This window comes from Vibrio rhizosphaerae, assembly GCF_024347095.1.
In the GTDB taxonomy this organism is placed as follows: Bacteria; Pseudomonadota; Gammaproteobacteria; order Enterobacterales; family Vibrionaceae; genus Vibrio; species Vibrio rhizosphaerae.
In genome coordinates this window covers 171,221-195,430 of the sequence record NZ_AP024904.1, presented here as the reverse complement: position 1 = coordinate 195,430, position 24,210 = coordinate 171,221, and the positions used below count along the sequence as shown (strand labels likewise).

At 44.7% G+C, this 24,210-nt stretch carries 24 protein-coding genes; 11 read left to right on the top strand and 13 right to left on the bottom strand.

The genetic code is table 11. The features are described from left to right. Positions 1-26: 26 nt before the first annotated feature. From gloA2 to OCV37_RS16045, 7 genes are all read right to left on the bottom strand, one after another. Positions 27-413: an SMU1112c/YaeR family gloxylase I-like metalloprotein gene (gene gloA2, locus OCV37_RS16075; RefSeq protein ID WP_038184337.1), complete on the bottom strand. Its 387-nt coding sequence runs from the start codon at positions 411-413 to the stop codon at positions 27-29. A gap of 105 nt (positions 414-518) precedes the next feature. Next, positions 519-1,058: an MOSC domain-containing protein gene (locus OCV37_RS16070; protein ID WP_038184339.1), complete on the bottom strand. Its 540-nt coding sequence runs from the start codon at positions 1,056-1,058 to the stop codon at positions 519-521. Positions 1,059-1,168: 110 nt separating this feature from the next. Next, positions 1,169-3,067: a HAMP domain-containing methyl-accepting chemotaxis protein gene (locus OCV37_RS16065; protein ID WP_051680760.1), complete on the bottom strand. Its 1,899-nt coding sequence runs from the start codon at positions 3,065-3,067 to the stop codon at positions 1,169-1,171. Positions 3,068-3,994: 927 nt separating this feature from the next. Next, a complete protein-coding gene (locus OCV37_RS16060) occupies positions 3,995-4,210 on the bottom strand; it encodes a hypothetical protein (protein WP_261888160.1) in 216 nt (71 codons plus the stop codon). Positions 4,211-4,940: 730 nt separating this feature from the next. Next, positions 4,941-5,822 carry a HEPN domain-containing protein gene (locus OCV37_RS16055; protein ID WP_038180304.1) on the bottom strand — a complete coding sequence of 294 codons (882 nt, stop codon included), beginning with the start codon at positions 5,820-5,822 and terminating at the stop codon, positions 4,941-4,943. A gap of 273 nt (positions 5,823-6,095) precedes the next feature. Further along, positions 6,096-8,381 (bottom strand): DEAD/DEAH box helicase, encoded by a 2,286-nt coding sequence (locus tag OCV37_RS16050; protein WP_038180302.1) that lies wholly within the window; start codon positions 8,379-8,381, stop codon positions 6,096-6,098. Next, on the bottom strand, positions 8,378-9,112 hold the full coding sequence (locus OCV37_RS16045) for a hypothetical protein (RefSeq protein WP_038180299.1): 735 nt from the start codon (positions 9,110-9,112) through the stop codon (positions 8,378-8,380). The genes OCV37_RS16050 and OCV37_RS16045 overlap by 4 nt, the downstream gene beginning before the upstream one ends. 436 nt (positions 9,113-9,548) lie before the next feature. Between OCV37_RS16045 and OCV37_RS16040 the strand changes: the two genes are divergently transcribed. Continuing rightward, complete coding sequence (locus OCV37_RS16040; RefSeq protein ID WP_038180294.1) at positions 9,549-9,740, top strand: hypothetical protein; 192 nt, start codon at positions 9,549-9,551, stop codon at positions 9,738-9,740. Positions 9,741-9,881: 141 nt separating this feature from the next. Here the strand turns inward: OCV37_RS16040 and OCV37_RS16035 are convergent, their stop codons facing one another. Next, positions 9,882-10,775 carry an endo alpha-1,4 polygalactosaminidase gene (locus OCV37_RS16035; RefSeq protein WP_038180293.1) on the bottom strand — a complete coding sequence of 298 codons (894 nt, stop codon included), beginning with the start codon at positions 10,773-10,775 and terminating at the stop codon, positions 9,882-9,884. Between the two features lie 412 nt (positions 10,776-11,187). Between OCV37_RS16035 and OCV37_RS16030 the strand changes: the two genes are divergently transcribed. The 6 genes from OCV37_RS16030 to OCV37_RS16005 all read left to right on the top strand — a co-directional run bounded on the left by OCV37_RS16030 (position 11,188) and on the right by OCV37_RS16005 (position 16,111). Then, the gene (locus OCV37_RS16030) at positions 11,188-11,796 is read left to right on the top strand and encodes a MarC family protein (protein ID WP_038180289.1); all 609 of its coding nucleotides are present in this window, start codon (positions 11,188-11,190) and stop codon (positions 11,794-11,796) included. A 27-nt stretch (positions 11,797-11,823) separates the two neighbouring features. Next, positions 11,824-12,336 carry a GNAT family N-acetyltransferase gene (locus OCV37_RS16025; protein WP_038180283.1) on the top strand — a complete coding sequence of 171 codons (513 nt, stop codon included), beginning with the start codon at positions 11,824-11,826 and terminating at the stop codon, positions 12,334-12,336. A 124-nt stretch (positions 12,337-12,460) separates the two neighbouring features. Continuing rightward, complete coding sequence (locus OCV37_RS16020) at positions 12,461-12,847, top strand: hypothetical protein (protein WP_157634937.1); 387 nt, start codon at positions 12,461-12,463, stop codon at positions 12,845-12,847. 283 nt (positions 12,848-13,130) lie between these two features. Continuing rightward, positions 13,131-13,718 (top strand): LysE family translocator, encoded by a 588-nt coding sequence (locus OCV37_RS16015; protein WP_038180279.1) that lies wholly within the window; start codon positions 13,131-13,133, stop codon positions 13,716-13,718. 186 nt (positions 13,719-13,904) lie between these two features. Continuing rightward, entirely contained in the window at positions 13,905-15,350 is a 1,446-nt protein-coding gene (gene nhaD, locus OCV37_RS16010; protein ID WP_038180277.1) for a sodium:proton antiporter NhaD, read from the top strand. Positions 15,351-15,496: 146 nt separating this feature from the next. Continuing rightward, positions 15,497-16,111, top strand: coding sequence for a fumarylacetoacetate hydrolase family protein (locus tag OCV37_RS16005; protein WP_038180275.1), 615 nt, complete (start codon positions 15,497-15,499; stop codon positions 16,109-16,111). Between the two features lie 8 nt (positions 16,112-16,119). Here OCV37_RS16005 and OCV37_RS16000 read toward each other — a convergent pair whose 3' ends face one another. From OCV37_RS16000 to OCV37_RS15990, 3 genes are all read right to left on the bottom strand, one after another. After that, positions 16,120-16,440: an AzlD domain-containing protein gene (locus tag OCV37_RS16000; RefSeq protein WP_038180274.1), complete on the bottom strand. Its 321-nt coding sequence runs from the start codon at positions 16,438-16,440 to the stop codon at positions 16,120-16,122. Between the two features lies 1 nt (position 16,441). After that, positions 16,442-17,152 carry an AzlC family ABC transporter permease gene (locus OCV37_RS15995; protein ID WP_084717449.1) on the bottom strand — a complete coding sequence of 237 codons (711 nt, stop codon included), beginning with the start codon at positions 17,150-17,152 and terminating at the stop codon, positions 16,442-16,444. A 270-nt stretch (positions 17,153-17,422) separates the two neighbouring features. Beyond that, a complete protein-coding gene (locus OCV37_RS15990; RefSeq protein ID WP_038180272.1) occupies positions 17,423-18,535 on the bottom strand; it encodes a DUF3103 family protein in 1,113 nt (370 codons plus the stop codon). Between the two features lie 296 nt (positions 18,536-18,831). On the opposite strand from OCV37_RS15990, the gene OCV37_RS15985 reads away from it, so the two are divergent. Both OCV37_RS15985 and OCV37_RS15980 read left to right on the top strand, forming a co-directional pair. Continuing rightward, positions 18,832-19,359 (top strand): GNAT family N-acetyltransferase, encoded by a 528-nt coding sequence (locus OCV37_RS15985; RefSeq protein ID WP_038180271.1) that lies wholly within the window; start codon positions 18,832-18,834, stop codon positions 19,357-19,359. Between the two features lie 243 nt (positions 19,360-19,602). Further along, a complete protein-coding gene (locus tag OCV37_RS15980; RefSeq protein ID WP_169739358.1) occupies positions 19,603-19,770 on the top strand; it encodes a hypothetical protein in 168 nt (55 codons plus the stop codon). Positions 19,771-19,825: 55 nt separating this feature from the next. On the opposite strand, the gene OCV37_RS15975 is transcribed toward OCV37_RS15980, so the two are convergent. Beyond that, entirely contained in the window at positions 19,826-20,764 is a 939-nt protein-coding gene (locus OCV37_RS15975; protein WP_051680467.1) for a LysR family transcriptional regulator, read from the bottom strand. A gap of 152 nt (positions 20,765-20,916) precedes the next feature. Between OCV37_RS15975 and OCV37_RS15970 the strand changes: the two genes are divergently transcribed. Next, positions 20,917-21,912, top strand: coding sequence for an aldo/keto reductase (locus OCV37_RS15970; protein WP_038180268.1), 996 nt, complete (start codon positions 20,917-20,919; stop codon positions 21,910-21,912). Positions 21,913-21,967: 55 nt separating this feature from the next. Here the strand turns inward: OCV37_RS15970 and OCV37_RS15965 are convergent, their stop codons facing one another. Continuing rightward, positions 21,968-22,867: a LysR family transcriptional regulator gene (locus OCV37_RS15965; RefSeq protein WP_051680465.1), complete on the bottom strand. Its 900-nt coding sequence runs from the start codon at positions 22,865-22,867 to the stop codon at positions 21,968-21,970. A gap of 101 nt (positions 22,868-22,968) precedes the next feature. Here OCV37_RS15965 and OCV37_RS15960 point away from each other — a divergent pair, with 101 nt between their 5' ends. Next, positions 22,969-24,195, top strand: coding sequence for a multidrug effflux MFS transporter (locus OCV37_RS15960; protein WP_038180265.1), 1,227 nt, complete (start codon positions 22,969-22,971; stop codon positions 24,193-24,195). Positions 24,196-24,210: the final 15 nt, after the last annotated feature.

Below are 24,210 nucleotides of genomic sequence, written 5' to 3'. Positions count from 1 at the left end.
TTAGGCTTTTTCAGACACCCGCCTGTTTATTCTTCACACAACTCGAGCGGTAAGCCATCAGGGTCTTGGAAAAACGTAAATTTTTTACCTGTAAATTCGTCAATACGAATAGGCTCAACATCGATCCCATGTAAATGTAGCTCGCTTACGGTGGATTCAATAGAGCTGACAGCAAAAGCCAAATGTCTAAGACCTTGTGCTTCAGGATGACTCACTCTTGGTGGTGGCGACGGAAAAGAGAATAACTCTAGTTGCTCACCATTGGGCAATGCTAAGTCTAACTTATATGAGTTCCGGTTTTCTCGATAATTTTCCGCCAGAATCTTGAGACCTAAGATTTCCGTGTAGAATGCTTTAGACCTTTGATAATCAGAACAAATGATAGCGACATGGTGGATTCGTTCCAGGTTCATCAGGTTCTCCCGTGAGTCAGTTGCACAATAAACCTACCCCTTGTGTTCTGCGACAGACTTATCGCACCAAATCGTAAAATGAGAGCGATTGTTCATGATTCACCCTTAAACAACCTCTAACGTTTGAAATGGCTCATCAGGGAAAACAACGTCAATATGATCCCCTTCATGCACATCACCCCCCATGACAACAATCCCCATGACACCGGCTTTGCGGACCGTTTTTCCTGACTCGTCCCGGCCCAATAAGGCTGATAACAACCCTTTCTGATAATTTTCTATTTGCGGACATGGGTTTCGCAGACCTGTTACAGAAATTTGTGCCCCACTCGGAAATTGTAACCTTGTCCCCTTGGGCAATGAGAGTAAGTCGATTCCCTGTGTCGTGATGTTTTCACCCAATGCAGCGGGCTCTATATCGAACCCCTGCTGATCTAATTCGTTAAACAATTCGCCATGGATGAGATGCACTTGCCTTAAATTTGGCTGCGTCGGATCAACTTTTACCCTAGAACGATGTTTTACCGTCGTACCTCTGTGCGCATCACCCTCAACCCCCTCTCCTTGGATTAAGGTGATTGCTTTTACGGCCGATTTGGAAAAGTGATGTTCTTCACTCTTACTCACCGATATAACCTTTGCCATCATCGCCTCCTTGAACGATAACACCCAGTGTTGCGCATCCCTACTGAACGCTTTGTATGCTTACCATCTCCACCTCTAATTTTAACTCTTGGTTCAATGACGTGATGAGATTAAATCGAGAACTGGTCAGTCAGTTTTTTCAGTTGCTGGCTGAGTTGTCTTAAGTTGGTTACTGCGTTTACCGATTCTAAAGAGCCTTCCGCAGTTTTATCCGCTAATTCACGCACATTCTCGACACTGCGATTAATATCTTCTGAAACTTGAGATTGTTCTTCCGCAGCGGTTGCAATCTGATTGTTCATATCTTGAACATCACGAACTTGCTCACTGATATCTTCAAATAACGTAAGAACATCTTTCGCTTGTTCTGCATTCTTGCCTGAAAGCTCCCGACTGCCAATCATTTTGTCTAATGACGCTTGTGCACCATCTTGCAGTTCAACAATCAGGTCTTCGATCTCTTTGGCTGAGCTTTGTGTCCGGCTGGCGAGTCCACGGACTTCATCTGCCACAACAGCAAAACCTCTACCGGCTTCACCAGCGCGCGCAGCTTCAATCGCAGCATTTAGTGCTAGTAGGTTTGTTTGTTCAGCGACAGCCTTAATGACTTCCAAAACATTGCCAACGTTATCGGTCCGGAGTTTGAGTTGCTCCATAGCTTCACTTGTGGATGCGATGTCACTGGCTAAGGCATCGATTGTTTGGGCAGTGGCATTCACAATGTTATTGCCCTGAATAATGATATTGTCGGTTTTCGTGGTCGCTTCAGCGGCGGTTTCAGCATTTCGGGCAACCTCAGATACTGTGGCGGACATTTCATTGATCGCCGTTGCCACTTGGTCTGTTTCATCGCGCTGTGATTGCATCATCTGCTGGCTTTGCTTCGAGATGCTTTCTAACTGCTCGCTTGTGGCGCTTAAGCTCATGACACCCGAGACAACTTCAGAAATAAGTTTGTTCAGCGTTTTGCTCATTTCACCAATGTGATTAAAGAGCTGGCCAAGCTCATCCTTACGGTCGGTGGACAGATTCTGGGTGAGATCACCTTTGGCAATTTTGCCGACTGCATGGATAACCTCATTCATGGGCTGGACGATCATGTGGCGAATAAAGAATGAGAAAAATATGCCGATCAAAATAGCGATTGCTGTTGCGGTGATGGATAACATCGAAACTTCGCGACCATCTTCGATACTATTTTGCTCTTGAATCGACGTAATCGCATCGATTTGTTTATCCATTTGGATGGATAACTCAATCAGTCTGTTTTGCGCATCTGTCAGGTTCTTATTGATCTCCGGGTTAATTTTTCCAAGCTCTTCATATTTCCCCAGAAGGGTGAGAATACTTTTACGAGAATCATCTAAGGCATCAGGGAGTTGTAGTGCTGCGGTTTTTTTGACGACCGACTGAAACCGGGTGGTCACCAGCTCAATCGGAATATCTTGTTTTTTGCTAATGTATTTGTTCATTTCCGTCGTGAGCGCGTACCAATCATTTGAAACATCTAAAGCCGCAGTAAAGGCTTGAGGATCGTTTTGTTGACGAAGCTGTTCAATGATTTGTCTGTATTGCGTATAAATTGACTGCAAATACTGTACTGCATTGCTATCGATACCATCCCATCGCGTTCGGGCAGCAATCAGTTTCGTTAAGGTTTTTTGGTAATCAGCAAGGTTGTTTTGAGTTTGCTGAGTTAAATCTTTCACCTTAACGCCACTGTATAATTGTTCAGCGGTTTGAAGATAGCCTTGCAGTTGGTTTATATCGTGTTGCACCTGACTATTATTTTCTGCTGACCCAGAAATAACATAGTGTTCTAAATCGATTCGCATATCGACAATGGTGTCATCAAGATCGTTTGAAAGTCGCACCTTTTCAGCTCGCACATGTAAGGTATTGACGCCTGTAATACCAACAATACCGACCACCAAGGCCAGTAGCAGTACAGAGCCAAACCCAAGAGCCAACTTGGTGCCAATTAGCCTATTTTCGAGGAATTTTTTCATCAACATACTTCCTTAGCAATTCGTTACGGGGGAGTCTCTCGGCTGATATGCAGAGTTATTATTTTTCACTTCACCGATAATGACTTTATATAATGTGAAGGTGGGTCATCTTTGCACTAGAGAAGCAAGAATCTGATGTGAAGTCAACATAACTTACTGTTATAACTATTTTTTGCTCTGAAAGCATGAGCTCTATTTCAGATATTTGGCGCGGTTGCAAACATGTGCTTCGAAAAAATCCTTCCTCGTTCAAAATTATGCCAAAGCTTTAGTTAGGCTCAATAATATAAATAATGAATGTCTCTGATTATATTATAAGGGCGTCTTGATAATGATCTTCGGTTATATCCATAGCTATTTGCTGCTAGCACCTTATTAAGGTGGCAACATGATTAAGGTGAGCACATTCCCCCACAGGATGAAAACGGTTATGTAATTTAAAGTTCAATACTCAAGTAAAGCACGATTTGGGACACACGCCGGAGGCTGGAAAAGTAAAAGGATGCTGCTGAGTTTGGGACGCAATGACTTTCTTCGATTTCATCTCTGAAAGATGAACTGGCGCACTGAGCACCAATGCCTCTGAAATTGAGGAACGCAATTGTGCGTCAAATCAGGGAGCCCAAGGCTGGAAAGGTAATCATGATAGGCTGCTGGTTTGGGACGCAATGACTTTCTCCGATCTCATTGCCATCTCCGAAAGCGCCCCAGGTACTTTTTCAAGGCCGAAAAAGTACCCCAAAAGGCCTAGGGGTTGAGTTCAGTGCCTGTTATCAGGGTCGGATTGATTCGCATCCTGCTCAAGCAATCCTGAAAAATCGTCCATGATTTTTCACCCTGAGTTCAGTGACCAAATTAACTTTTTAAGAATGTTTCACACCACGCAAATCAACCACCAAACAAAGAAAACCATTCATGGAAGAATGGTTAGGCTTTTCCGGGCAGGACGCCCGTAAAAGCCGGTTCTGGAAAGCGTGCGACCAAGCCAAACAAAAAAAGATTTTCTGGTTCGTCTTTCATCTCTGAAAGATGAACTGGCGCACAGAGCACCAATGCCTCTGAAATTGAGGAACGCAATTGTGCGTCAAACTGCAACGCCGAAGGCTGGAAAAGTAAAAGGATGCTGCTGAGTTTGGGACGCAATGACTTTCTTCGATCTCATTGCCATCTCCGAAAGCGCCCCAGGTACTTTTTCAAGGCCGAAAAAGTACCCCAAAAGGCCTAGGTTTAAGTTCAGCGCGCGTCATCAGGGTCGGATTGATTCGCATCCTGCTCAAGCAATCCTGAAAAATCGTCCATGATTTTTCACCCTGAGTTCAGTGACCAAATTAACTTTTTAAGAATGTTTCACACCACGCAAATCAACCACCAAACAAAGAAAACCATTCATGGAAGAATGGTTAGGCTTTTCCGGGCAGGACGCCCGTAAAAGCTGGTTCTGGACAACGTGCGACCAAGCCAAACAAAAAAAGATTTTCTGGTTCGTCTTTCATCTCTGAAAGATGAACTGGCGCACAGAACACCAATGCCTCTGAAATCACTGACGCTGATTGTGCGTCAAACTGCAACGCCGATGGCTGGAAAAATAAAAGGGTGATGCTGAGTTTGGGACGCAATGACTTTCTCCGATCTCATTATCATCACCGACTGCGCCCCAGGTACTTTTTCAAGGCCGAAAAAGTACCCCAAAAGGCCTAGGTTTAAGTTCAGCGCGCGTCATCAGGGTCGGATTGATTCGCATCCTGCTCAAGCAATCCTGAAAAATCGTCCATGATTTTTCACCCTGAGTTCAGTGACCAAATTAACTTTTTAAGAATGTTTCACACCACTCAAATCAATCACTAATCAAAGAAAACCCTTCAAGGGAGAATAATTAGGCAGAATCAATCCGCGCTAAACAAACCCGCTCCGCCAGCGCCTGCAAACGTCGGACTTCTGTCTCCAGATAATTCAATTCTTCTGCAGTAATTTCGTAGTGCTCCGAATAACGGGCATCAATATAAGCGCGTTGCAATCGCCGAAAACTACGACGGTGGAATTTATTATCCATCGGAAAAATCGTTGCAAACTCAGGGTCGATTTGCGAACAGAGTTTGCCCAGTTTTTCAATATTGTGGGATTTGGGTAGGTAATTAGTACACACGAGTAGAGTACAGGCTAAATAACGTTCCGTGACTTGGTGTAACATAAAGGCTGCGTGAATCAAATCATCCTCGGAAATAGAGAATTCATAATTACGAAAAAAGCGGAATGCTGAATAAGACCACTGCTCATAGTGTTTGCGAGCAATTTCCCGCAGCTCAGATTCACTCAAATCGCCCGGCATAACCAAAGGTTTCGGCGTCGCAGCAAACAGTTCGATCCCCTCTTCGCGGATATCCTTAAAGAAATAATGCCCCTGTTGCAAGCGTTCATTCACTTCCTGCAAATCGTGGACAATCAAACCCAACGGCGCGGATTCCACTTTGCGATCAATTTGCTCCTCAGCACGCTGCCAGACCACATCGTCCTCTACCAAAGCGGCCTTGTTTACAATCACCAGAATATCGTAATCACTGATATAACCGTTGACCGGATCCTTAACCCAACTACCTTTGGCATGGCTGCCGAACAAAATGATTTTCAGAATACGAAACTCACGCTTACTGCCGGTTTTGCCTTGCAGGTAATCTTCTAGCGTGTCACGCAGAATGGTTGAAATCGTGGCCAGCTCATGCTGTTTATATTCCGGCAGATGGTCGAGGGAGGTTTTCATAATCGCTGCATTGAAGCTCGTTGTGGATGAATAGCGCTAGCATAAAAGAAGGCGCAGACAAAGAATACTATCACATCCTGATTTATGCGTTTTACTGAGGAAAATGCGATTCAATTCAAAGCTATATATAAGTTCGAATAAACGCATACTTGGATGGTCTTAGTGACTAGGTCAACACCAATGGTCGTAGTACCCATGTTGTTCTCCCAAAGTTTTGACCAACGCCTAAATCAGGTGCGCCGTAGGCGTCACCTGAATTTACTTGTTATGAGCCTAGCCCGGCAAATACCAATCTACCATTTTTTGAATATATTCTGGCGCATCTGATATGTCAGGCTTGAATTTTATGGTGTCTTCGTTAATGAAAAGTATGTATTTTGATATTTCTGCAATATCTTCAGGTGGAAATCCATAACGCATTAGCAATGTATGTACTGTGTTATTTGTACCGAACCGTAATAACTCTATCATTTTATCAGAGCGCTGGTCTGATGTTTGATCTTTATATACTTTAAAAGAAGTTATAAAGGACTCGGTCAGAGAGAATGAAATAACTTGATCGAGATAATCATATGTGTCAAAAACTACCGCGTCATAACTAACGTTTTTTGCTAATGTGTACTTATCAAAGATTGAATATTTTTGAGTCAATGTACTCTTTGGCAATTTGGCAGCCGGCTGTGAAAATGCAGCATAACCTTGTCTTCCCTCATCTTTTTTTGAAATATGACTATATCGAATACCGACAATTTCTCTAAAGGATCGCCCTTGAATTACCTGGAGGAAAATTGAAATTGCCTGATTAAATACTGCAATTTCACCATCATACAAGACTCTATTAATTGAAGCTTCATATATGAATCTAAAGTATTCTTCCAATGATTCTCTTTTTCCTTTATTCTTAGCCCCGTAGAGATTATCCTTAATCGAGTCTCCGTTATAAATAATACTTAATATTGCTTTACAGTATTTTAATATTTCTGATTCAGATAGGCGCTCAATTTTGGATAAAGGTGCTTGCTTATCATCTTCAAAGCTGCCTTCTTTTATTGAATTGATCAATTCCGAAATGTCAGGATCTTCTATGGTTTCTGGGTTGTCGATGATTGATTGTTCATCTAATAGGAATTTCTCATTAACTCTTTGGGAGAGTAGCTCAGGACTTTTTGTGAAAACATATCCAAAGTCAAATTGAGGTTTGTTGGATAATCGGCCAGCTCTTCCAATTAGGTTTTTAAGTGATAACGATCTACTTTGATCGCTATCACCAAGAATTCGCATGTTATCAAGCCATACAATATCAAACGGCATGTTAACACCTTGTGCAAGCGTGCTTGTCGCAAAGCAAATTTTTACATAACCCTTTCTTATTAAATCTTCGACAAGAAAACGTACTTCTAGTGGTACTGAACCATGATGAATAACAATACCTTTGCGTAATAGTGCGACCAGTTCAGAGTTATGCTCATCGTTATCAGCGCCCAGCAGGTGTTCAATTGTGTTAATTATCTCTTCAGCTTCAACTGAATCTATGTTCTCATAATTATCAATATATTTTCTGAATGGTTTAATGAATTTACCGTTATATATAGATGCTTTTGACACATAGACAAGGACGGAGTGAGCTCCATCAAATGCAAAATCACTGAACTTTTTTTCATGCTCTACACATTTTTTAATCTGGTGACCGCGTTCAATAAATGGAGAGAAGTAATAATATTTTTTATTTTTATGCTGATATATAAAGATTTTACCTACAGAGCCATAGCTATATGATCTCGAATAGCCATCTGCTTCAGAAAAGTTATGCTTTTTAAGTTGAGCGTCAGGATTTTCTACAAACGGATGCGCAAAAATTAATTTTGCTTTGTCAAAATATTGCTTAACCCTTCGCACAAGAACATCGAAAATAACCCCTCTTTCATTTTCTTCAGAAACCTGAGCTTCATCAAAGAAAAATACTTTTATATTTAAGTTTAGATTGCTGGAAAATAGGTCTCTTGCTCGTTCAGGTGTAAGAATAAATATTCTTCGTAGATTCCTAGATTTGAATATGTCATCTACAAATGAGGATATCATCACATTTTTGTCACCATTGAACTTTTGCTTCATTGTGTTGACATACTCTGCGATCAAAGCTCTAGAAGGAACAATTACAACAGCATCACCATCATCTTCAGCAATAAAATCTCTGATAGAATATGACTTTCCAGCACTTGTTGGTGCAGATATAGAAACCACTTTATATTCATTAACTGCTCTTCTTACACTTGCCTGAACAGGGGTAAGATACTCACCAAACTCTTCCTTATGTCGTTTTCCAATACCCGACAAAAGGAATGAGTACAAATTTTTTGGTTCAGGTAATTTATAAAAGAGTCCGAGAGAAGTGATGATTTTCTCTTCATGTTCCTGAAACTTATCTCTGTGGAACTTTTTATAATAAGCTATCTTTTCTAATACTTCAGAGCTTACAGGGCCTTCTTTATGAAGAATATCTAATAGTTCAGAAATACCATTGATTGGTTCAATATCTTCTACAATATCGGTTATGCTCATGTGCTTACCCCAACCAAATATACTGCTTTTATACTATCTAAACTCAATTTATCTTGAGCTGTATTAATAGCATTCTTTAAAACTTCAAGTGAGTCAGATGTATTTATTGAGAATGACGCGACAACACCAAAACTATCATTGTTCAGGTTTTCAATGGCTGCGTCTGAAGCCAACTCTCTTAAGTGAACATAATCCCTTAGATGTTTTTCATCATCTATAAAACCTTTTGATTGATTTATTGCATTACCATGGGGGTTTGCACTTCCTGAATATTTTGCTTCTCCAAAATTTATAAACATGTCAGGACATACTGTATGAAAATCAAAGCCTTCATTTTGTTTAATCTGGGGCTTCCAGAGTTCTGCTATGGGCAAAATTACATGATTAAATATTTTCTCAAGTGCTTTGGTAGATCCAATTGAAACCATTACTTCACCAAACTCACTCCCTACATCAGAAGGTGTGGTGGTAGATTCAAATATCTCAACTAGTGCAGAAGCAGTTTCTTGAACTGTTCTATCATATGCTCTCTTGGTACCTACATCTAAATTTGTCATCCAAGAAGTATCGAGTACTTTTTTAGCTAGTGCTTCAGATATTATCTTTATGTCGTTTACTACTACATGACATACCTTGATTTTTCCAATCGGTGTGTCTGTTTCTATCTCAAAGTAGTCACATCCCCAATCAGTATCAGAATATTGACTTCCATATCTAGGTTTATCTGTCATAAAAAATTTACTTCAAATGTGTTGAATATTAACTTGAATGTTGAGGTTTGGTAGCTCATAACAGCTCATTATACAGAACCACTCTATAGGAATACTTCTGTATATTTACCGCCAACCAATGAAACTTCTGTCCTAATCGCATGAAAAGACAGACAAAATGTCGGTAAAAAACATCACTACGTCACAAACCACAGCACAACACTGTCTAATTTGCTCACAAATGATTGACTAGCGTTCCCACCCGCCATACACATCTCGGATAAGCCCCATTTGTTCGCAAGTAAGCATCTGAACACTCTACATAGCATTGAATAGGTTAAAGAAAACCGCCAGAAAAAATCGACACAAACATGACATTTTTTGATATAGGTAGCTTTTCTAGCTTTTGCTATGTTTCACCCAACTCAAATCAACCACCAAACGAAGAAAACCATTCATGGAAGAATGGTTAAGCTTTTCCGGGCAGGACGCCCGTAAAAGCTGGTTCTGGAAAACGTGCGACCAAGCCAAACAAAAAAGATTTTCTGGTTACTCTTGCATCTTGGCAAGAGTGACTGGCGCACTGAGCACCGATGCTCCTGAAATCACTGACGCTGATTGTGCGTCAAATTTCGATGCCGGAGGCTAGGCAAAGAAAAAAAGATCTTCTGGTTACGCTTGCATCTCTGCAAGAGTAACAGGCACACAGAGCACCAATGCCTCTGAAACCGCAAAACGTAATTGTGCGCCATATTTCCGAAGCCAGAGGTTGAAAACACAACAGCCATGCTTAATGTACACAAGACCGCACCCCAACCCCATCTAACGCATATCCCGTCTTCCACAACGACGAAATACCGACACTCTGAAAATATGGACATGCTGAAGAGATGAACGTGCTTTTGTCAATTTCGCCTTCCCGACCGTTGGTATAGTATTCTTGGTTAAAGACCGGTTTACCTTTGGCGAGAAACGTTCCTTGATAGTCAACGCATTCAATCCCATAGGCATAACATTGTTCGTTGACCGCAAAATCAAAGTGATCAACTAACGCATCAAGCTGCTGCAAATCATTCTTGAGCCCGATAGCAAGGCCTCGCTGATGGGCAGCGTCACCTAACCAACGGTTGTATCTCAGCTGGTCATCGGCGCTGATGATACCGTGCGTTTCATCCGTATTCGCATAAGCATCGACGTTATCCGGTTCCACAGCGTCACAACCGCTTGCCGCTGCCAAATCGAGCCGCTTTGCCATGATCGGCTTAATATTGTTTTCAAGAACCTCACGATTGGCAATGTTGAGCCAGACTTCTCCCGGCCAGTCGTCCATATCTCCGTCGGCAATCACTGCGCTGTCGCTAAAATCACCGGCATCACTGCGCCAATCCTCTCGCGTTCCGGCACTGAAATAACAAATGACCTTTTTATTGGCTGATTTCAGTCTGTGAATCAAGCTCTGCGCGCCGCCTTCACTTCCTTCAAACAGGTCAATATCATAAACATCAATTTCTGGGTCAATCTTAAAATTCTCATAATCCTGAAGTTGCCACATCCAACTCAGCCCGAGAGGTACAGACCACCAAGTGAGGTCATGTGATGAATAAGATTGAGGGTTAGCCTGACAGGCTGCGATACTCAGCATCATCGCGCATGATAAACATACCGATTGGACGATTCTTTTCATGATTGCTTTCTCACTTTTTTAATCTTTGAAGTGTCATATTTAACTCATATTTCATTGATAACATCAGTCAGCCTAAGCATAGAAGACTATACTGAATCAGCGCATTGAAACGATGAGAATAATTCCCCCTTGTGACCTGTGCGAGAAGTGGCCCTATAAGGTGTGGGGGGCTAAAACCGGCATTTCACTTTCAGCAATAGAAACTAACAAAATAAAGATTGCATTGATCGTTAATTTTTCGTCATATTTAGGGCTCATAGACTTCCATCTCTGCGCATAAGATTTAGGATAACCACCATTATTCTAGTCGATGCCACGATGCCTCCGACACAAATGATTCGTCACTTCCGTGACAGCCCCTCGCAAGAGGAAAATTCATCTCATTGATTATGAAATAAGGACTACAAAGCCAGTGATAGACAAGGTAATACACGATTTTCTAGTGATTTGGGCAACGGTTGACCCAATTGGTACCATGGCGCTGTTTGCGGCTATGACACCCAAGCTATCTGCCGCCGAGCGCAGAAAAACGGCATATAAGACTATTTTTTATGCCGCGCTCATTTTGACCGGTGCAATTGTTCTCGGACAGTTACTGCTTGGCGCGATGGGAATCAGCCTTATCTCATTTCAGGTTGCTGGCGGCGTCATTTTGTTCTTGTTCGGACTCCAGATGATATTTTCCAATGGGAATCAAAACGAAACACAAGAGCCGCTGCATGATATTGCCGTGTTTCCGCTCGCGATTCCTGCAACAGCATCTCCCGGAGCCATTCTGGCCGTCATTCTGATTACAGATAACAATATTTATACGATTCAGGAGCAGGTCGTTACATCGCTGACGATGTTGACGGTTTTAGCTGCGACACTGTTTTTACTGATTTTCTCGGGCAAAATTATCAGAATTATTGGTATTGGCGGGGCGTCTCTGCTGACCCGAGTGATGGGGATGATACTGGCTGCGTTGTCTGTCGAATTTATTATGGAAGCGATTGGCATTAGTAAATGGGTCGGGTCATAATCAGATTTTTAGCGTCAGGGAGGACGCATGAATATCAGAAACGCGCATTTAAATGACGCCGCGGCGATCACCGCGATTTACAATCATTTTATCCGGGATACAACTATCACCTTTGAAGAGCAGCCCTTATCAGTCGATCAAATGGGCGCACGGCTGCAAAAGATCTTGGACACAGGGTTCCCATATCTGGTGTTAGAAGTGGATCATGAAGTGATGGGGTATGCTTATGCCAGCCCTTGGCATGGCCGTTCTGCATACAGATTTACCGCAGAATCAACCATTTACTTAGCATCTCCGGCGACGGGAAAGGGCTTCGGGCGCGCATTATATCGCAAGCTTATCGAACGCCTGAAACAGCAAGGGATTAAAAACGTAATGGGTGTGATTGCCCTGCCGAACCGACCCAGTGTTCGGCTACATGAATCTCTGGGGTTCAATCAGGTCGGTGAGTTCCACGATATCGGTTTCAAGTTTAATCGCCACATTTCCGTCGGCTACTGGCAACTGGAAATTGATGCCAGCATGCGGCAAAGGGATTGATGTCATCACCATCATACTGCGTGATGAACGTAGAAAATCACACTTATTATATTCAATCAAACACATACTGTCGCAAAGTGGACTATTGTCATATCAGTACATCACATTGATTAAGGTGAAAGATATGAATCCATGGTTTACATTTTGGTTAAAAGACATCTACTTACCGTTAAGCGGTGCGGTTGAACAAGAGATTAATGCCCGGAATAACTTTTTATCCCCCCAAATCGAACTCAATTTTGCCGGCAATCAAGCGATAGAAAAAGAGATCGTGAGTCATGTTGCAAGTTACGGTACTCAGCTAGGTTTGCTCGCCAAGGTGGTTCTTGAGTTAAGTAAGAATAGTAAAAGCAAAGAGGTTGCAGAACTGACTAAACTTTTGGATAAAGTTGAAACGGTGAAAAAAACGCATCAGGAGAACATAAGAAACACTGCAAAAGAGGCTTTGGATAAGCTTGCACAGCAAGACCCGGATGCATTGAAACGTTTATTGGCACAATATACTCACTGAGACTGATAGAACACCAGTCAGTAATCGAACCAATGACAGTATGGCGCGTTGATGTGGTACTGTCTCTGGTTCCGCAAATCTCCCAGAGTTGTACTTTCTGCCGCTCTCCTGCTCACATTGTCCACTCTCATTACACCCTGCAAGATTATTTCTCCAATAAGCTAAATAGAAACGATTTATTGTCCAAAAGCGGATGATACATTCAATATAAACACAAAATTGCGCCCTATTCTCGTTATGATTGCGTTTATTAACATAACTAACAATCATCAGAGACCAATCCATGCTATTTGAACAACTCCCCGCACTTGTACTCTTTGCATTTACCGCAACATTCACGCCCGGGCCAAACAATATGATGCTGATGACTTCCGGGGCAAATGTCGGTTTTGTCCGCACGCTCCCTCATATGCTGGGCGTCACTCTTGGCTTTGGGGCGATGCTGTTTCTGGTCGGGATCGGTGCGAGCAGTGTTTTCCACGCTTTCCCGACCCTGCAACCGATGCTCAAATGGCTGTGCCTGTCCTATCTGGTTTATTTGGCAATCAAGATCGCGACCAGTCAATCCAAGATAGCCACCGGTGACTACCAACCGATGACCTTCTATGCCGCAGCATTGTTTCAGTGGGTCAACCCGAAAGGCTGGTCGATGGCACTCACCGCGGTGAGCCTCTATAATCCTTCGGCAAGCGTGCAAGGGCTGCTCTGGACGGCTGTGATTTTTATCATCATTAATATTCCTTCCGGCACCACTTGGATTTTTGCCGGCAAGCAGATCAGTACCTTACTGAGAAAACCAGCGCATCTTTTATGGTTTAACTACACCATGGCTTTCCTGCTGGTTGCATCAACACTGCCAATGGTGGTGTGATCGGGCCTGTTCACGGATGAATGCCCTCAATACAATCCATTGGGGTTTAAACGTCGGAGATTGAGAACCAAAGGTGAAGCGTGGACATTGAACATTGTTGAATATGGTTGATTTTGATTCGACTCACAGTCAGCACGGTAAATGCGGCCTACACTGAATGTGCTTTTTCATCAGAAGGATAACGTGATGACGACAAGATCAGCCGGACGCTTTTTGATTTTACTCCTGTTTGTTCCCTTTCTCAGTGTTGCATCGACCCATTCCAGCGCCGCATTTGCCATTGATATGACAGATTCCTGGGCGGGTTACGCTTGTGTGATTCTCTTTGTGCTCGCCTATATCACGGTCACTTTTGAAGAAACGATCAAGCTCAAAAAGTCGAAACCAGTGCTGTTAGCTGCCGGAATTATCTGGGCCATTATCGGTTTCTCGTATCAACAAATCGATCAAATTGAAGTTGCCAAAGCAGCGTTCGAGAAAAATTTGCAGGAATATGCTGAACTACTGCTCTTCCTGCTGGTGGCGATGACGTACATCAACGCGATGGAAGAGCGGCGCTTGTTTGACACATTGCGTTCATGGATGGTCAGTAAAGGCTTCAGCTATGCAGCGTTGTTCTGGCTGACCGGTTTACTCGCTTTTTTCATTTCACCGGTCGCGGATAACCTCACCACAGCTTTGCTGATGTGTGCGGTGGTGATGAAAGTCAGTGAAAATAATCCGTCTTTCGTCAACCTGTGCTGTATTAATATCGTCATTGCCGCCAATGCCGGTGGCGCGTTCAGTCCGTTCGGAGACATCACCACCCTGATGGTCTGGCAGGCGGGTATGGCGGGTTTTCTTCAGTTTTTTGATCTCTTCGTTCCGTCGGTCGTCAATTACATGGTACCGGCTCTGGTTATGTCCTGCTTTTTACCCAAAGGCTGTCCTGACCTTGTGCAGGAGCATATCGCCCCCAAACGGGGGGCAAAACGGATTGTGGCCTTGTTCTTACTGACGATTGTGACCGCGGTCAGTTTTCACGCCTTATTTGAGTTTCCGCCGGTGGTCGGCATGATGATGGGATTGGCTTATCTGCAGTTTTTCGGCTATTACCTCCAGAAGTCGCTCCCCCGTTTTCTCGCGCAACAAAAGGCCCTCGCACAAGCTAACCATGACGAAACCACCCTGAAACGGCTGGGGTCAATCGTCCCGTTTGACGTGTTTAAACGTATTTCCCATGCCGAATGGGATACCTTGCTGTTTTTCTATGGCATCGTCATGAGTGTCGGTGGCCTGAGTCTGTTGGGTTATCTCAGCCTGATCTCGGGCACCATCTATCCGCATTGGGGGGCACAATGGGCGAATATTTTCATGGGCGCACTCTCTGCGATTATCGATAACATCCCGATCATGTATGCCGTACTGACCATGGATCCGGTCATGTCTACCGGCAACTGGCTCCTGATCACGCTGACGGCGGGTGTCGGGGGCAGTATGCTATCGATTGGTTCTGCTGCCGGTGTTGCGCTGATGGGCGCATCTCACGGGCAGTATACCTTTTTGAGTCATTTACGTTGGACACCGGTGATTGTCTTAGGCTATGCGGCCAGTATTGCAACGCATCTATGGCTCAATCACGCACAATTCTGAGTTTAAGATTGCATTCTGGAGAGCAAATAACTTATTGAATATAAATTAATATTCATTCTGACTCAGATCGGATAGACTATTCTCTGACCACCGCTGAACACGCCATTTCAGCGGTTCGCAGGAGAGACTTTATCAAGGGCAGGCTCATGAACACCATTCGTTTTGGCAACCGGAAAATCACACCGTCAAAAGTTGTCTGTGTCGGCAGAAATTATATCGAGCATATTCATGAATTGGATAATGCCGTACCTGAGCAGATGGTGGTATTTCATAAACCCAACAGTAGTATTACGTCTCGGTTGTATGCCTACCATGAAGAACCGTTGCATTACGAAACTGAAATCTGTTTTTTAGTCAAAAATAACCGCTTTCACGGGGTTGGACTCGGGCTGGATCTCACCAAAAGAAATCTGCAATCCCAGCTGAAAAAACAGGGACTCCCTTGGGAACGGGCCAAAGCATTCAACGGTTCGGCGGTCTTCAGTAAGTTTATTGCGCTCAAAGATATCGAGCTCGACACGCTCAATCTGGAATTACTGATCAACTGCGTCCGTATTCAACAGGGCGGCGTCGCGCAAATGATCTACCCGCCAAACACCATTTTGCAGGAATTACAACGCTATACCACACTGGAAGACGGGGATATTGTGATGACCGGCACCCCCAAAGGTGTTGGCGTTGTTCAGGCGGGTGATGTGTTTCTTGCCCGGCTGAAGAGTGAAGACAAAACCTTAATCGAGATTGAATGGGTCGCTCAGTAACCTTGCCGTTATGCCGGAAACACCACCAAATGAAGGACCAAAAACACCATCATGCTCAACACGGTGGTGAGCAGGACATTTTGGGTTTTCCAAGAGATTACTCCTGCCGTTAAAGCGCCCCACAAATAAGGGTTGTGCCAGTGAATCCATAACGACTGTTCCGGCATAAACACAATCGGCGCCCAGATCACCGTTAAGATGGCCGGACCGGAATAGCTCAAAAACCGATGTAAATGAGGGCCTAAACGCAAGGGCAATTTAGGTTCTAAAAAGAGATAGCGGCTGAGAAACACCACCCCTGCCATAGCTATAATTTGGATGAGCACCATACTATTTCCCCTCCAGATAAGTTTCAGTCACATAACCGGCGATCATCGCAGACAGACTGGCGATCACCAGACTGCCGTCCACCTGATATAAATTCAACAGAACCGACATCACCAGTCCCGTCAGGACGGCAACTGTCACTGGTACTGTTTTGACATTCGGAATGACAATCGCAATAAAAGTGGCTGCAATGGCAAAATCAAGCCCCATCGAATTAAGTTGCGGAATCGTATGACCGGCAACAATCCCCACCAGCGTGGCGATGTTCCATAACAGATAAAAACTAAACCCGGCTCCGAATGCATACCAGCGGTTAAAGCGGGCATCATCCTGATGGTTGAGTAAAGCGAACAGTTCATCGGTCAGTAAAAATCCCAGAATGAGCCGCCAGCGCAATGGCATTGGGCTGATTTTTGAACGCATCGACACACTGTAGAGAAAATGGCGTGAGGTAATGAAAAAGACCGTCAGGAGCAGAGAAAACAATCCGGCACCGGCTTTTAGCATCCCAGTGGCAACCAACTGGGCTGAACCGGCAAATAAAATCGCAGATAACGCTTGGCTCTCGATCACGGTTAACCCGGATTCGACCGCAAAAGATCCCGCCAATAGCCCCCAAGGTAGTACCGCAATACTTAAAGGCATCATCGCCAACGCCCCGCGGAAAAATAGCCTCATCGGCGAATCTGAAGCGTGATGCGCAGCTGTCATCATTGTCATGGTGTGCTGATTCCTTACCCTTGTCGTTTTTGTCCTATCATAACCGACCCTGCAACAAAAAAATTGTACAATATTGCGATTTGATAATTTGCATCAGAACACACAGATGTTAACCCTCAGGCCATCAGCATAGAAAAATACGGATATGCCAAAAATAAAAAATCCGGCGATTGAGGCCGGACTTTTACTTGCCATTCCAGATCAACACAATACCGTCGTAAGTCACGGATTGTCTTGTCTTCAGGGTTTCATGCGTTTCAGGGCTTAATTGGGTTCAACAAAGAAGGGTTCCATACTGATAGTGGCATTGTCCGCTGAACAATGGAAATCCGCATAAGACTTACCGCGCTCAAGGGTATAACAGGCATCAACAAAATCATCGTCATCAACAAACACAGAATCTGGCATCGCTGCAATCACCCGGTTGGTAATCTCAGCAACGGCTGAAGACGGAGGCCAGCCGGCAAGCGACCCGGCAGCACCGATAGCCGAGACCAAAGCTTGCACCAAGGTTTTATAGTTGGTTCCTGAATCGTGTTCATACATCAACAAATCAACCACGCGATAATCATATGCAGACCAGTTGATTACGATTTGATTGGGATAATAGTTGGTCTCTTTGTAATCCAAATACGGCATTTCAACAGCAATCACTTGCGGTTTATTGTTCGTCACGACGCCCGTGACCAGACTGTATATTTCTGCCGGGCCTTTAATCCAAGGCTCTTTGGTATCTTTAACACTCACCTTGGTTAATTTCGTTGCATCAAATCCGGTTGCTGCCTGAACCTGAACACCTTGTTGAGGTGCTGCCGATGCTTTTTCCCGTAAACCTTTTTCTAAGCCGCTCTCCTGCAATCCACTCTCTTGTAAACCATTCTCTTGTAAAAGCGCATTGAGTTTTTCCATGCCCTCTTTCATCGCGTAATAACCGTTGTCATCGACTACCAGCACCGGGACATTGGGTTCCTGATCGACCGCCAGCGAGGTTTTATCACCGCTGAGCGTATAACCGGTCACTTCCGTCCATGACGCTTCATCACCGGATGGCGGATACGCCACCACCAGATCGGACATATCATCATTCAGCGCACGATCCGCCGGGAGGAATAACCACATTTCCGTGCTGTCACTCACTGCCTGAGGGGCCTGCATACCTTGCGGTGCTAAAAAAGATTGTGGCGCTAAAAATGTGTTAACCCGTATCGGTGTGTGTGAACGTTCGATCTGTTGAAGTTGCTGATTCAAATTGACTGAATCATGTAACTGAGATGCCAACCGAGCTGCAATCGCATCTTTATCGACGGCAAAAGCACTCACGGAAATGAAAGATGCCACCGTACACAATGCGATAGATATCGTATTTTTTAGTTTCATAGTTTCTCCATTATTCAGTACAGTATTTAAATAATATATGCCTATAAACTCATATATTCCACCAAACCATAACACGATAATTTTTTTGCCTGTAAAGAATTTCATGAACAAGAATAAAAATACGACAGAGCATCACAATGTTTGCCAGCAGATAACCGGCAGATAAAATAAACAGGCATTTTATCTTCTGTTTGATAGGATGAGCTTTGAATGTATATTGGATAAATATATAGATGACTTTCAATGACCAAAAATCAATATAACCCGCAATAGTTGAGAGGAAATCAAATTACCTTATGCTGAAATGGACGATCGATCAGGATATTATTTTATACCAGCTGCATGAATCATTTGCGTCCCGATACGCCGAGCTCGTACAAGAAAATAAACCATACCTCTCACAGTGGTTAAACTGGCCCAGAGTTTGTCATTCCACCGACGATTTCAAAACCTTTATTCAAGGTTCACGGTATAAATATATTGATGGCGATGGTCTGGATTGCGCGATTGAATATCGCGGCGAACTGGTGGGTAATATTGGCTTTAATAGTATTGATCATGAGCTTAAAAAAGCCGAAATCGGTTATTGGCTCGGCCAGCAATATCAGGGAAACGGCATTATTACCCGTGCCTGTCGGTTTTTGATCGCTTACGCATTCGAAACACTCAAGGTCGAAAAAGTTCAGATCGCTGTGGCGGCAGACAACCTGCCAAGCAGAGCCGTCTGTGAACGGTTAGGCATGACACTGGAAGGGATTATCAGCCATCAGGAAAAAGTCGGGGATCGAATTCTGAGTCATGCGATTTACGGTGTATTTGTATAAAATATCAGCGTATCAAATATCAGCGTATAAAATACCAGCGCACCGAATATCGGTTCCTCTCAATAAACCGATATCAATCATCTCCCCCGTATCAAATCCGCCCATATCGGTTATCGTACCATCCGGTAACCGACTGTATCTCAGATTCATCAATCGCGACTATTTTTACATCTTCCAGACAAACATGCCTTTGAGCCAACTATTATATATAAGTAAATACGTAAATATTTTATTGGTGAATATATGAAACAGCTGCTCATGATTGCCGTCACATCCATCGTTTTATCCGGCTGCCAGTTGACCCGGGTTGAAGGGAAAATCAATGATACTCAGGTGAAAGTCAATACCACGGAAACCAATGATCAAGGCAAATTCTGCCCACCGGGACAGGCGAAAAAAGGCAAGTGTTAAGCTGATTTTCGATAACAGGCTGCTGTTAGTCTGTTATCGGAAGGGGTAAGTCAGGTCAATCACTCGATGTTCTTGTTTCATTAGGCAGCGGCAGCGGCAGCGGATAAGCCTGACGCATAAACTGAATAAATGCTTGCAAAGCACTGGACGTATGCCGGTGACGCGGATAGCAGAGATGCCACCCCGGAAAGAACGGACAGAACTCATCCAGAACGGACACCAGTTCACCCCGCTCTAACCAAGGTCTGAGTTTATCTTCCGTCCAGAAAACAATGCCCTGATCTTCACAGGCCGCTGTCACCGCCAGCTCTCTGCTGGTGGTAATCAAGGGGCCATCGACAGCCATTGAGAACCAGTGCCCGTGCTGGAAAAACTCCCACCGATACACCGCTCTGTCACCGGAAAGTCGCCAGTTCAGACACTGATGCTCACGCAGCGCAGCCGGGGTTTCAGGCCAACCATACTTTTCCAGATACTGAGGCGAAGCTGCAGCACACATACGGACTTTCGGCCCGATCGGGTAGGCTATCATGTCCTGCTCAACAAACTCCCACAACCGGATCCCGACATCAAATCCATCCGCGACCAAATCAATCACCGCATCTTCGACCAGAATATCCAGCACGATATCGGGATATGCCCGATAAAACTGCCCTAAAACCGGCTGTAAGATCGCATCGGCCGCAGCCGTAGTCAGGTGTAACCGAACCGTGCCGGCCAGTGCGCCCGACTGAGTCTTCACTTCATTCAATGCAGCTTCGACTTCATCCAGTGCCGGTCGCAGACGCTGATAAAACCGCAACCCGATTTCTGTCAGTACCACACTGCGCGTTGTCCGGTTAAACAGCCGGCTGCCCAGATTATCCTCCAAACGTTTAATAATCTGACTCAAGGCCGAGGGCGTGATGCGTAATACCTTCGCGGCAGCAGAGAAACTCCCCTGTTCAGCAACGGCTTTAAACGCTTTCATTTCTGTATATTCACTGCTTTTCATTGATATGACTCTTGAGACAAATGATGTTCAGCATGATTGAGGCGAGATAATTATCAATCTTATACTTCATAGTTAATGAATATTCTGAAGTATTAATAAACAATGTCAATGTGCGCATAATAGCCTGGTTCATCAATGATAAGGATACACACATGCTAAAGCGTCGTTTAGGAAGTCAAGGTCTACAAGTCTCAGCGTTAGGGTTAGGCTGTATGGGCATGAGTCATGCTTATGGGGGTTATGATGACAGTGCATCGTTCGCCACACTCAATCATGCGCTGGCTCAAGGGATTAATTTTTTCGATACCGCTGAAATGTACGGGCCTTATACCAATGAAAAATTACTGGGCCAATGGCTCAACTCACTGAAAAGTCAGCGGCAAGAGCTCGTCATTGCGACCAAATTTGGGTTTGATATCCGTGACGGTGCGTCCATCGGACTCAACAGTCGCCCGGAACATATCCGAGACGTGGTGGATGCATCACTGCAACGGCTCCAGACCGATTATATTGATATTCTTTATCAACACCGGGTGGATCCCAACGTGCCGATTGAAGACGTTGCAGGGACAGTCGCCGAACTGATTGATGCGGGAAAGGTTCGCTATTTTGGTTTATCTGAAGCATCACCGAAGACTATCCGTAAAGCGCACCAGACATGTCCGGTGTCGGTACTTCAAAGTGAGTATTCATTGTGGGAACGCCGTCTGGAACATGAGACGTTGCCCGTACTGCGCGAGCTGGGGATAGGCTTAGTCCCATTCAGCCCCTTGGGACGCGGATTTCTGAGCGGTGATAGCAAACCCGCTTCCGCCTACGATAAGAATGATTTTCGGGCCTGGGGCGATCCGCGGCTGAGTGACGAGAATTACGCCACCAACCTGCGGCTGGTTGATGCAATCCGTCAGCTCGCTGCAGACAAGGCCACGACGCCAGCCAGAATCGCACTGGCTTGGTTACTCCATCAGGGCGATGACATTGTGCCGATTCCGGGCTGCCGGCGAATTGCTCACCTCGATGACAACCTCGGTGCCGCCAGTCTCGAACTCAAAGCCGATGAAGTCCGTCAGCTTAGTGAGATCAGCACGCAACTCGGTGTTGCCGGAGAACGATACACCGCTGAATTTGCCCGCTTTACGGATCAGTAACGTGAGCTGATGACGGCGGTTGGTTGTTTCTTCCAGTCAATGAGCCATGTTAGGCTCATTGACTGTCGGCAGACATCGTCCCGGAGATGGTGATCAGCGCAGTTTCAATCCCCGCCATCGCTAGACTCACTTTGGCACTGGCTTGCTGAAAGGGTCTGAGGGCATAAATCGTTTCACACCGATCAAACGGATCATCCATCACTTTGACCAGCTCTCCGGCGGCAATTGCTGGCGCAACCACCCAATTCGGTAAACAGCAAACACCAATGCCTGCCATTGCCAGCATCAACTGTGCATGAAAATCGTCACATCTGGCCGCAATAACATTTGATTTCTCCAGCCCTTTCCAACACAGCGAGTTGTACTCGGCGCATTTATCAATCAGCGGCAAATGGTTGAACTGGCCAATCTGCTCAGCAGAATAGCGGGCCAATAACTGCGGACTGGCACAGATGTGCCATGTTTGAGTCCCGATTTTTTGCGGATACAAACTACTATCGGGTTGTTCACCGATGCGAATGGCAAGATCAAGACGCTCAACAATCGGATCAACCAGTCTTTCCGTTAAATTCAAATGAATATCAAGGTTTATCTCTTGTCGGCGACACTGAGCAAGAAAAGGGATGACGATCATTTTGCCAAAGGTCGGCAAACAGCTCATGCGGATAACACCTGATGTTGACGACTCTATCGCACGAATCGTCTCCATTGTATCGGTGAGATCTTTTAACAGCGGCTTCGACTTCTCATAAAGATATCGCCCCGCTTCCGTTAACCCTAAAAACCGGCTTGAACGAATCAGTAGCTTCGCTTTAATACGTTGCTCCAGTTGGTCTATCTGTCGGGTGACAGTGGATACATGCACCCCCATATGTGCAGCAGCTTTGGAAAAACTGCCTTGATCAACAACCGTCGAGAATAAAAAAAGCTGCTCAGAACTCGGATAATGATTCACTGATTTGCACCTTACGCAAAGCTGTATTGCAAGAATCTTTATATTAATCCGATCACATTTGAATACAATCCTGAATATCGTTCACACACCACGGACTCCAAATGCACAGCGCTCAGTCTCAACAATCACACATTAAAAAACTCATCCTGATCATCACAATTTTGGGTCAGGCGTCGATTGCGTTATATCTGCCTGCGTTGCCTGAAATCAGTCGTGGTCTGGTGATTGATGAATTCCAGACCAAACTCACCGTGACCTGCTTTATCATTGGCTTTGGCATATCTCCGATGTTTTTCGGTCCGATTTCTGACCGCATCGGGAGAAAGCCGATTCTGTTTACCGCGTTACTACTGGCATTGATCGGATTTGTCGGCAATATATTCAGTGCCACGTTTGAAGTGTTCATCTTATGCCGCATTTTGGAAGGTCTGGGGTGTGGGGGATTACTGACCAGTGGACGGTCGATTGTCCGGGACGTTTTCTCCGGAAAAGAACTGGCGAGTGCATCGTCCTATCTCTCGATGGGATTTGCACTTGGCTTCGGATTAAGCCCGGTGATTGGCGGCCTGCTGACCAAGACCTTTCACTGGACCTCCGTTTTTATTTTTCTGGCTCTGTTTGATCTGTTCATCATGATCCTGTGCTTTTTCTATCTCCCGGAAACCAAAACAGCAACCCCGGACAAACAGCAGGTTCCTTTATTAAAAATAACCCTGAAGGATTATCTTCATGCGATAACCAATTCGCAGTTTATGATCAACGTATTGGGGGGATTTTTTGCCTACTGCATTGTGATTTCCTACAACGTGATGACCCCATTTTTAGTTCAGGGCAATTTTAACTTCTCTCCGGATGAGTATGGCTATCTCGCGGTTCTTATTGGGGTGCCCTATTATCTGGCAGCATTGATGAACCGTCAGATGGTTCTGAAACACGGCATTTACTTTTCATGTCTGCTCGGGAGCATCTTAATTCTCACTGCCGGGGCAGCCATGCTCTTTGCCAACCTGAACGGATACCAAAATATTTATGTATTGATGATTCCATTCATGATTGCCACCTTCGGTCAGGCGCTGATATTCAGTAATACCATCGCCTCAGCACTGCAACTGTTTCCGGCGACATCCGGCGGTCGAATGAGTGCGCTCTACAGTAGTTTACAGATGATTCTGGTCAGTCTGACCTCAACCTACTTTGCCCGGTTACCCGATAACAATACGATTTATCTGGCGACGGTGGTGCTGTGTATGGGCGGGTTCTGTCTGATTTTTATTATGCTCTCGGAAAAAATCCGGCAACGACAGACAGCTAAAGAAGCAATCGTCTGAGGCGTTCATCCATAC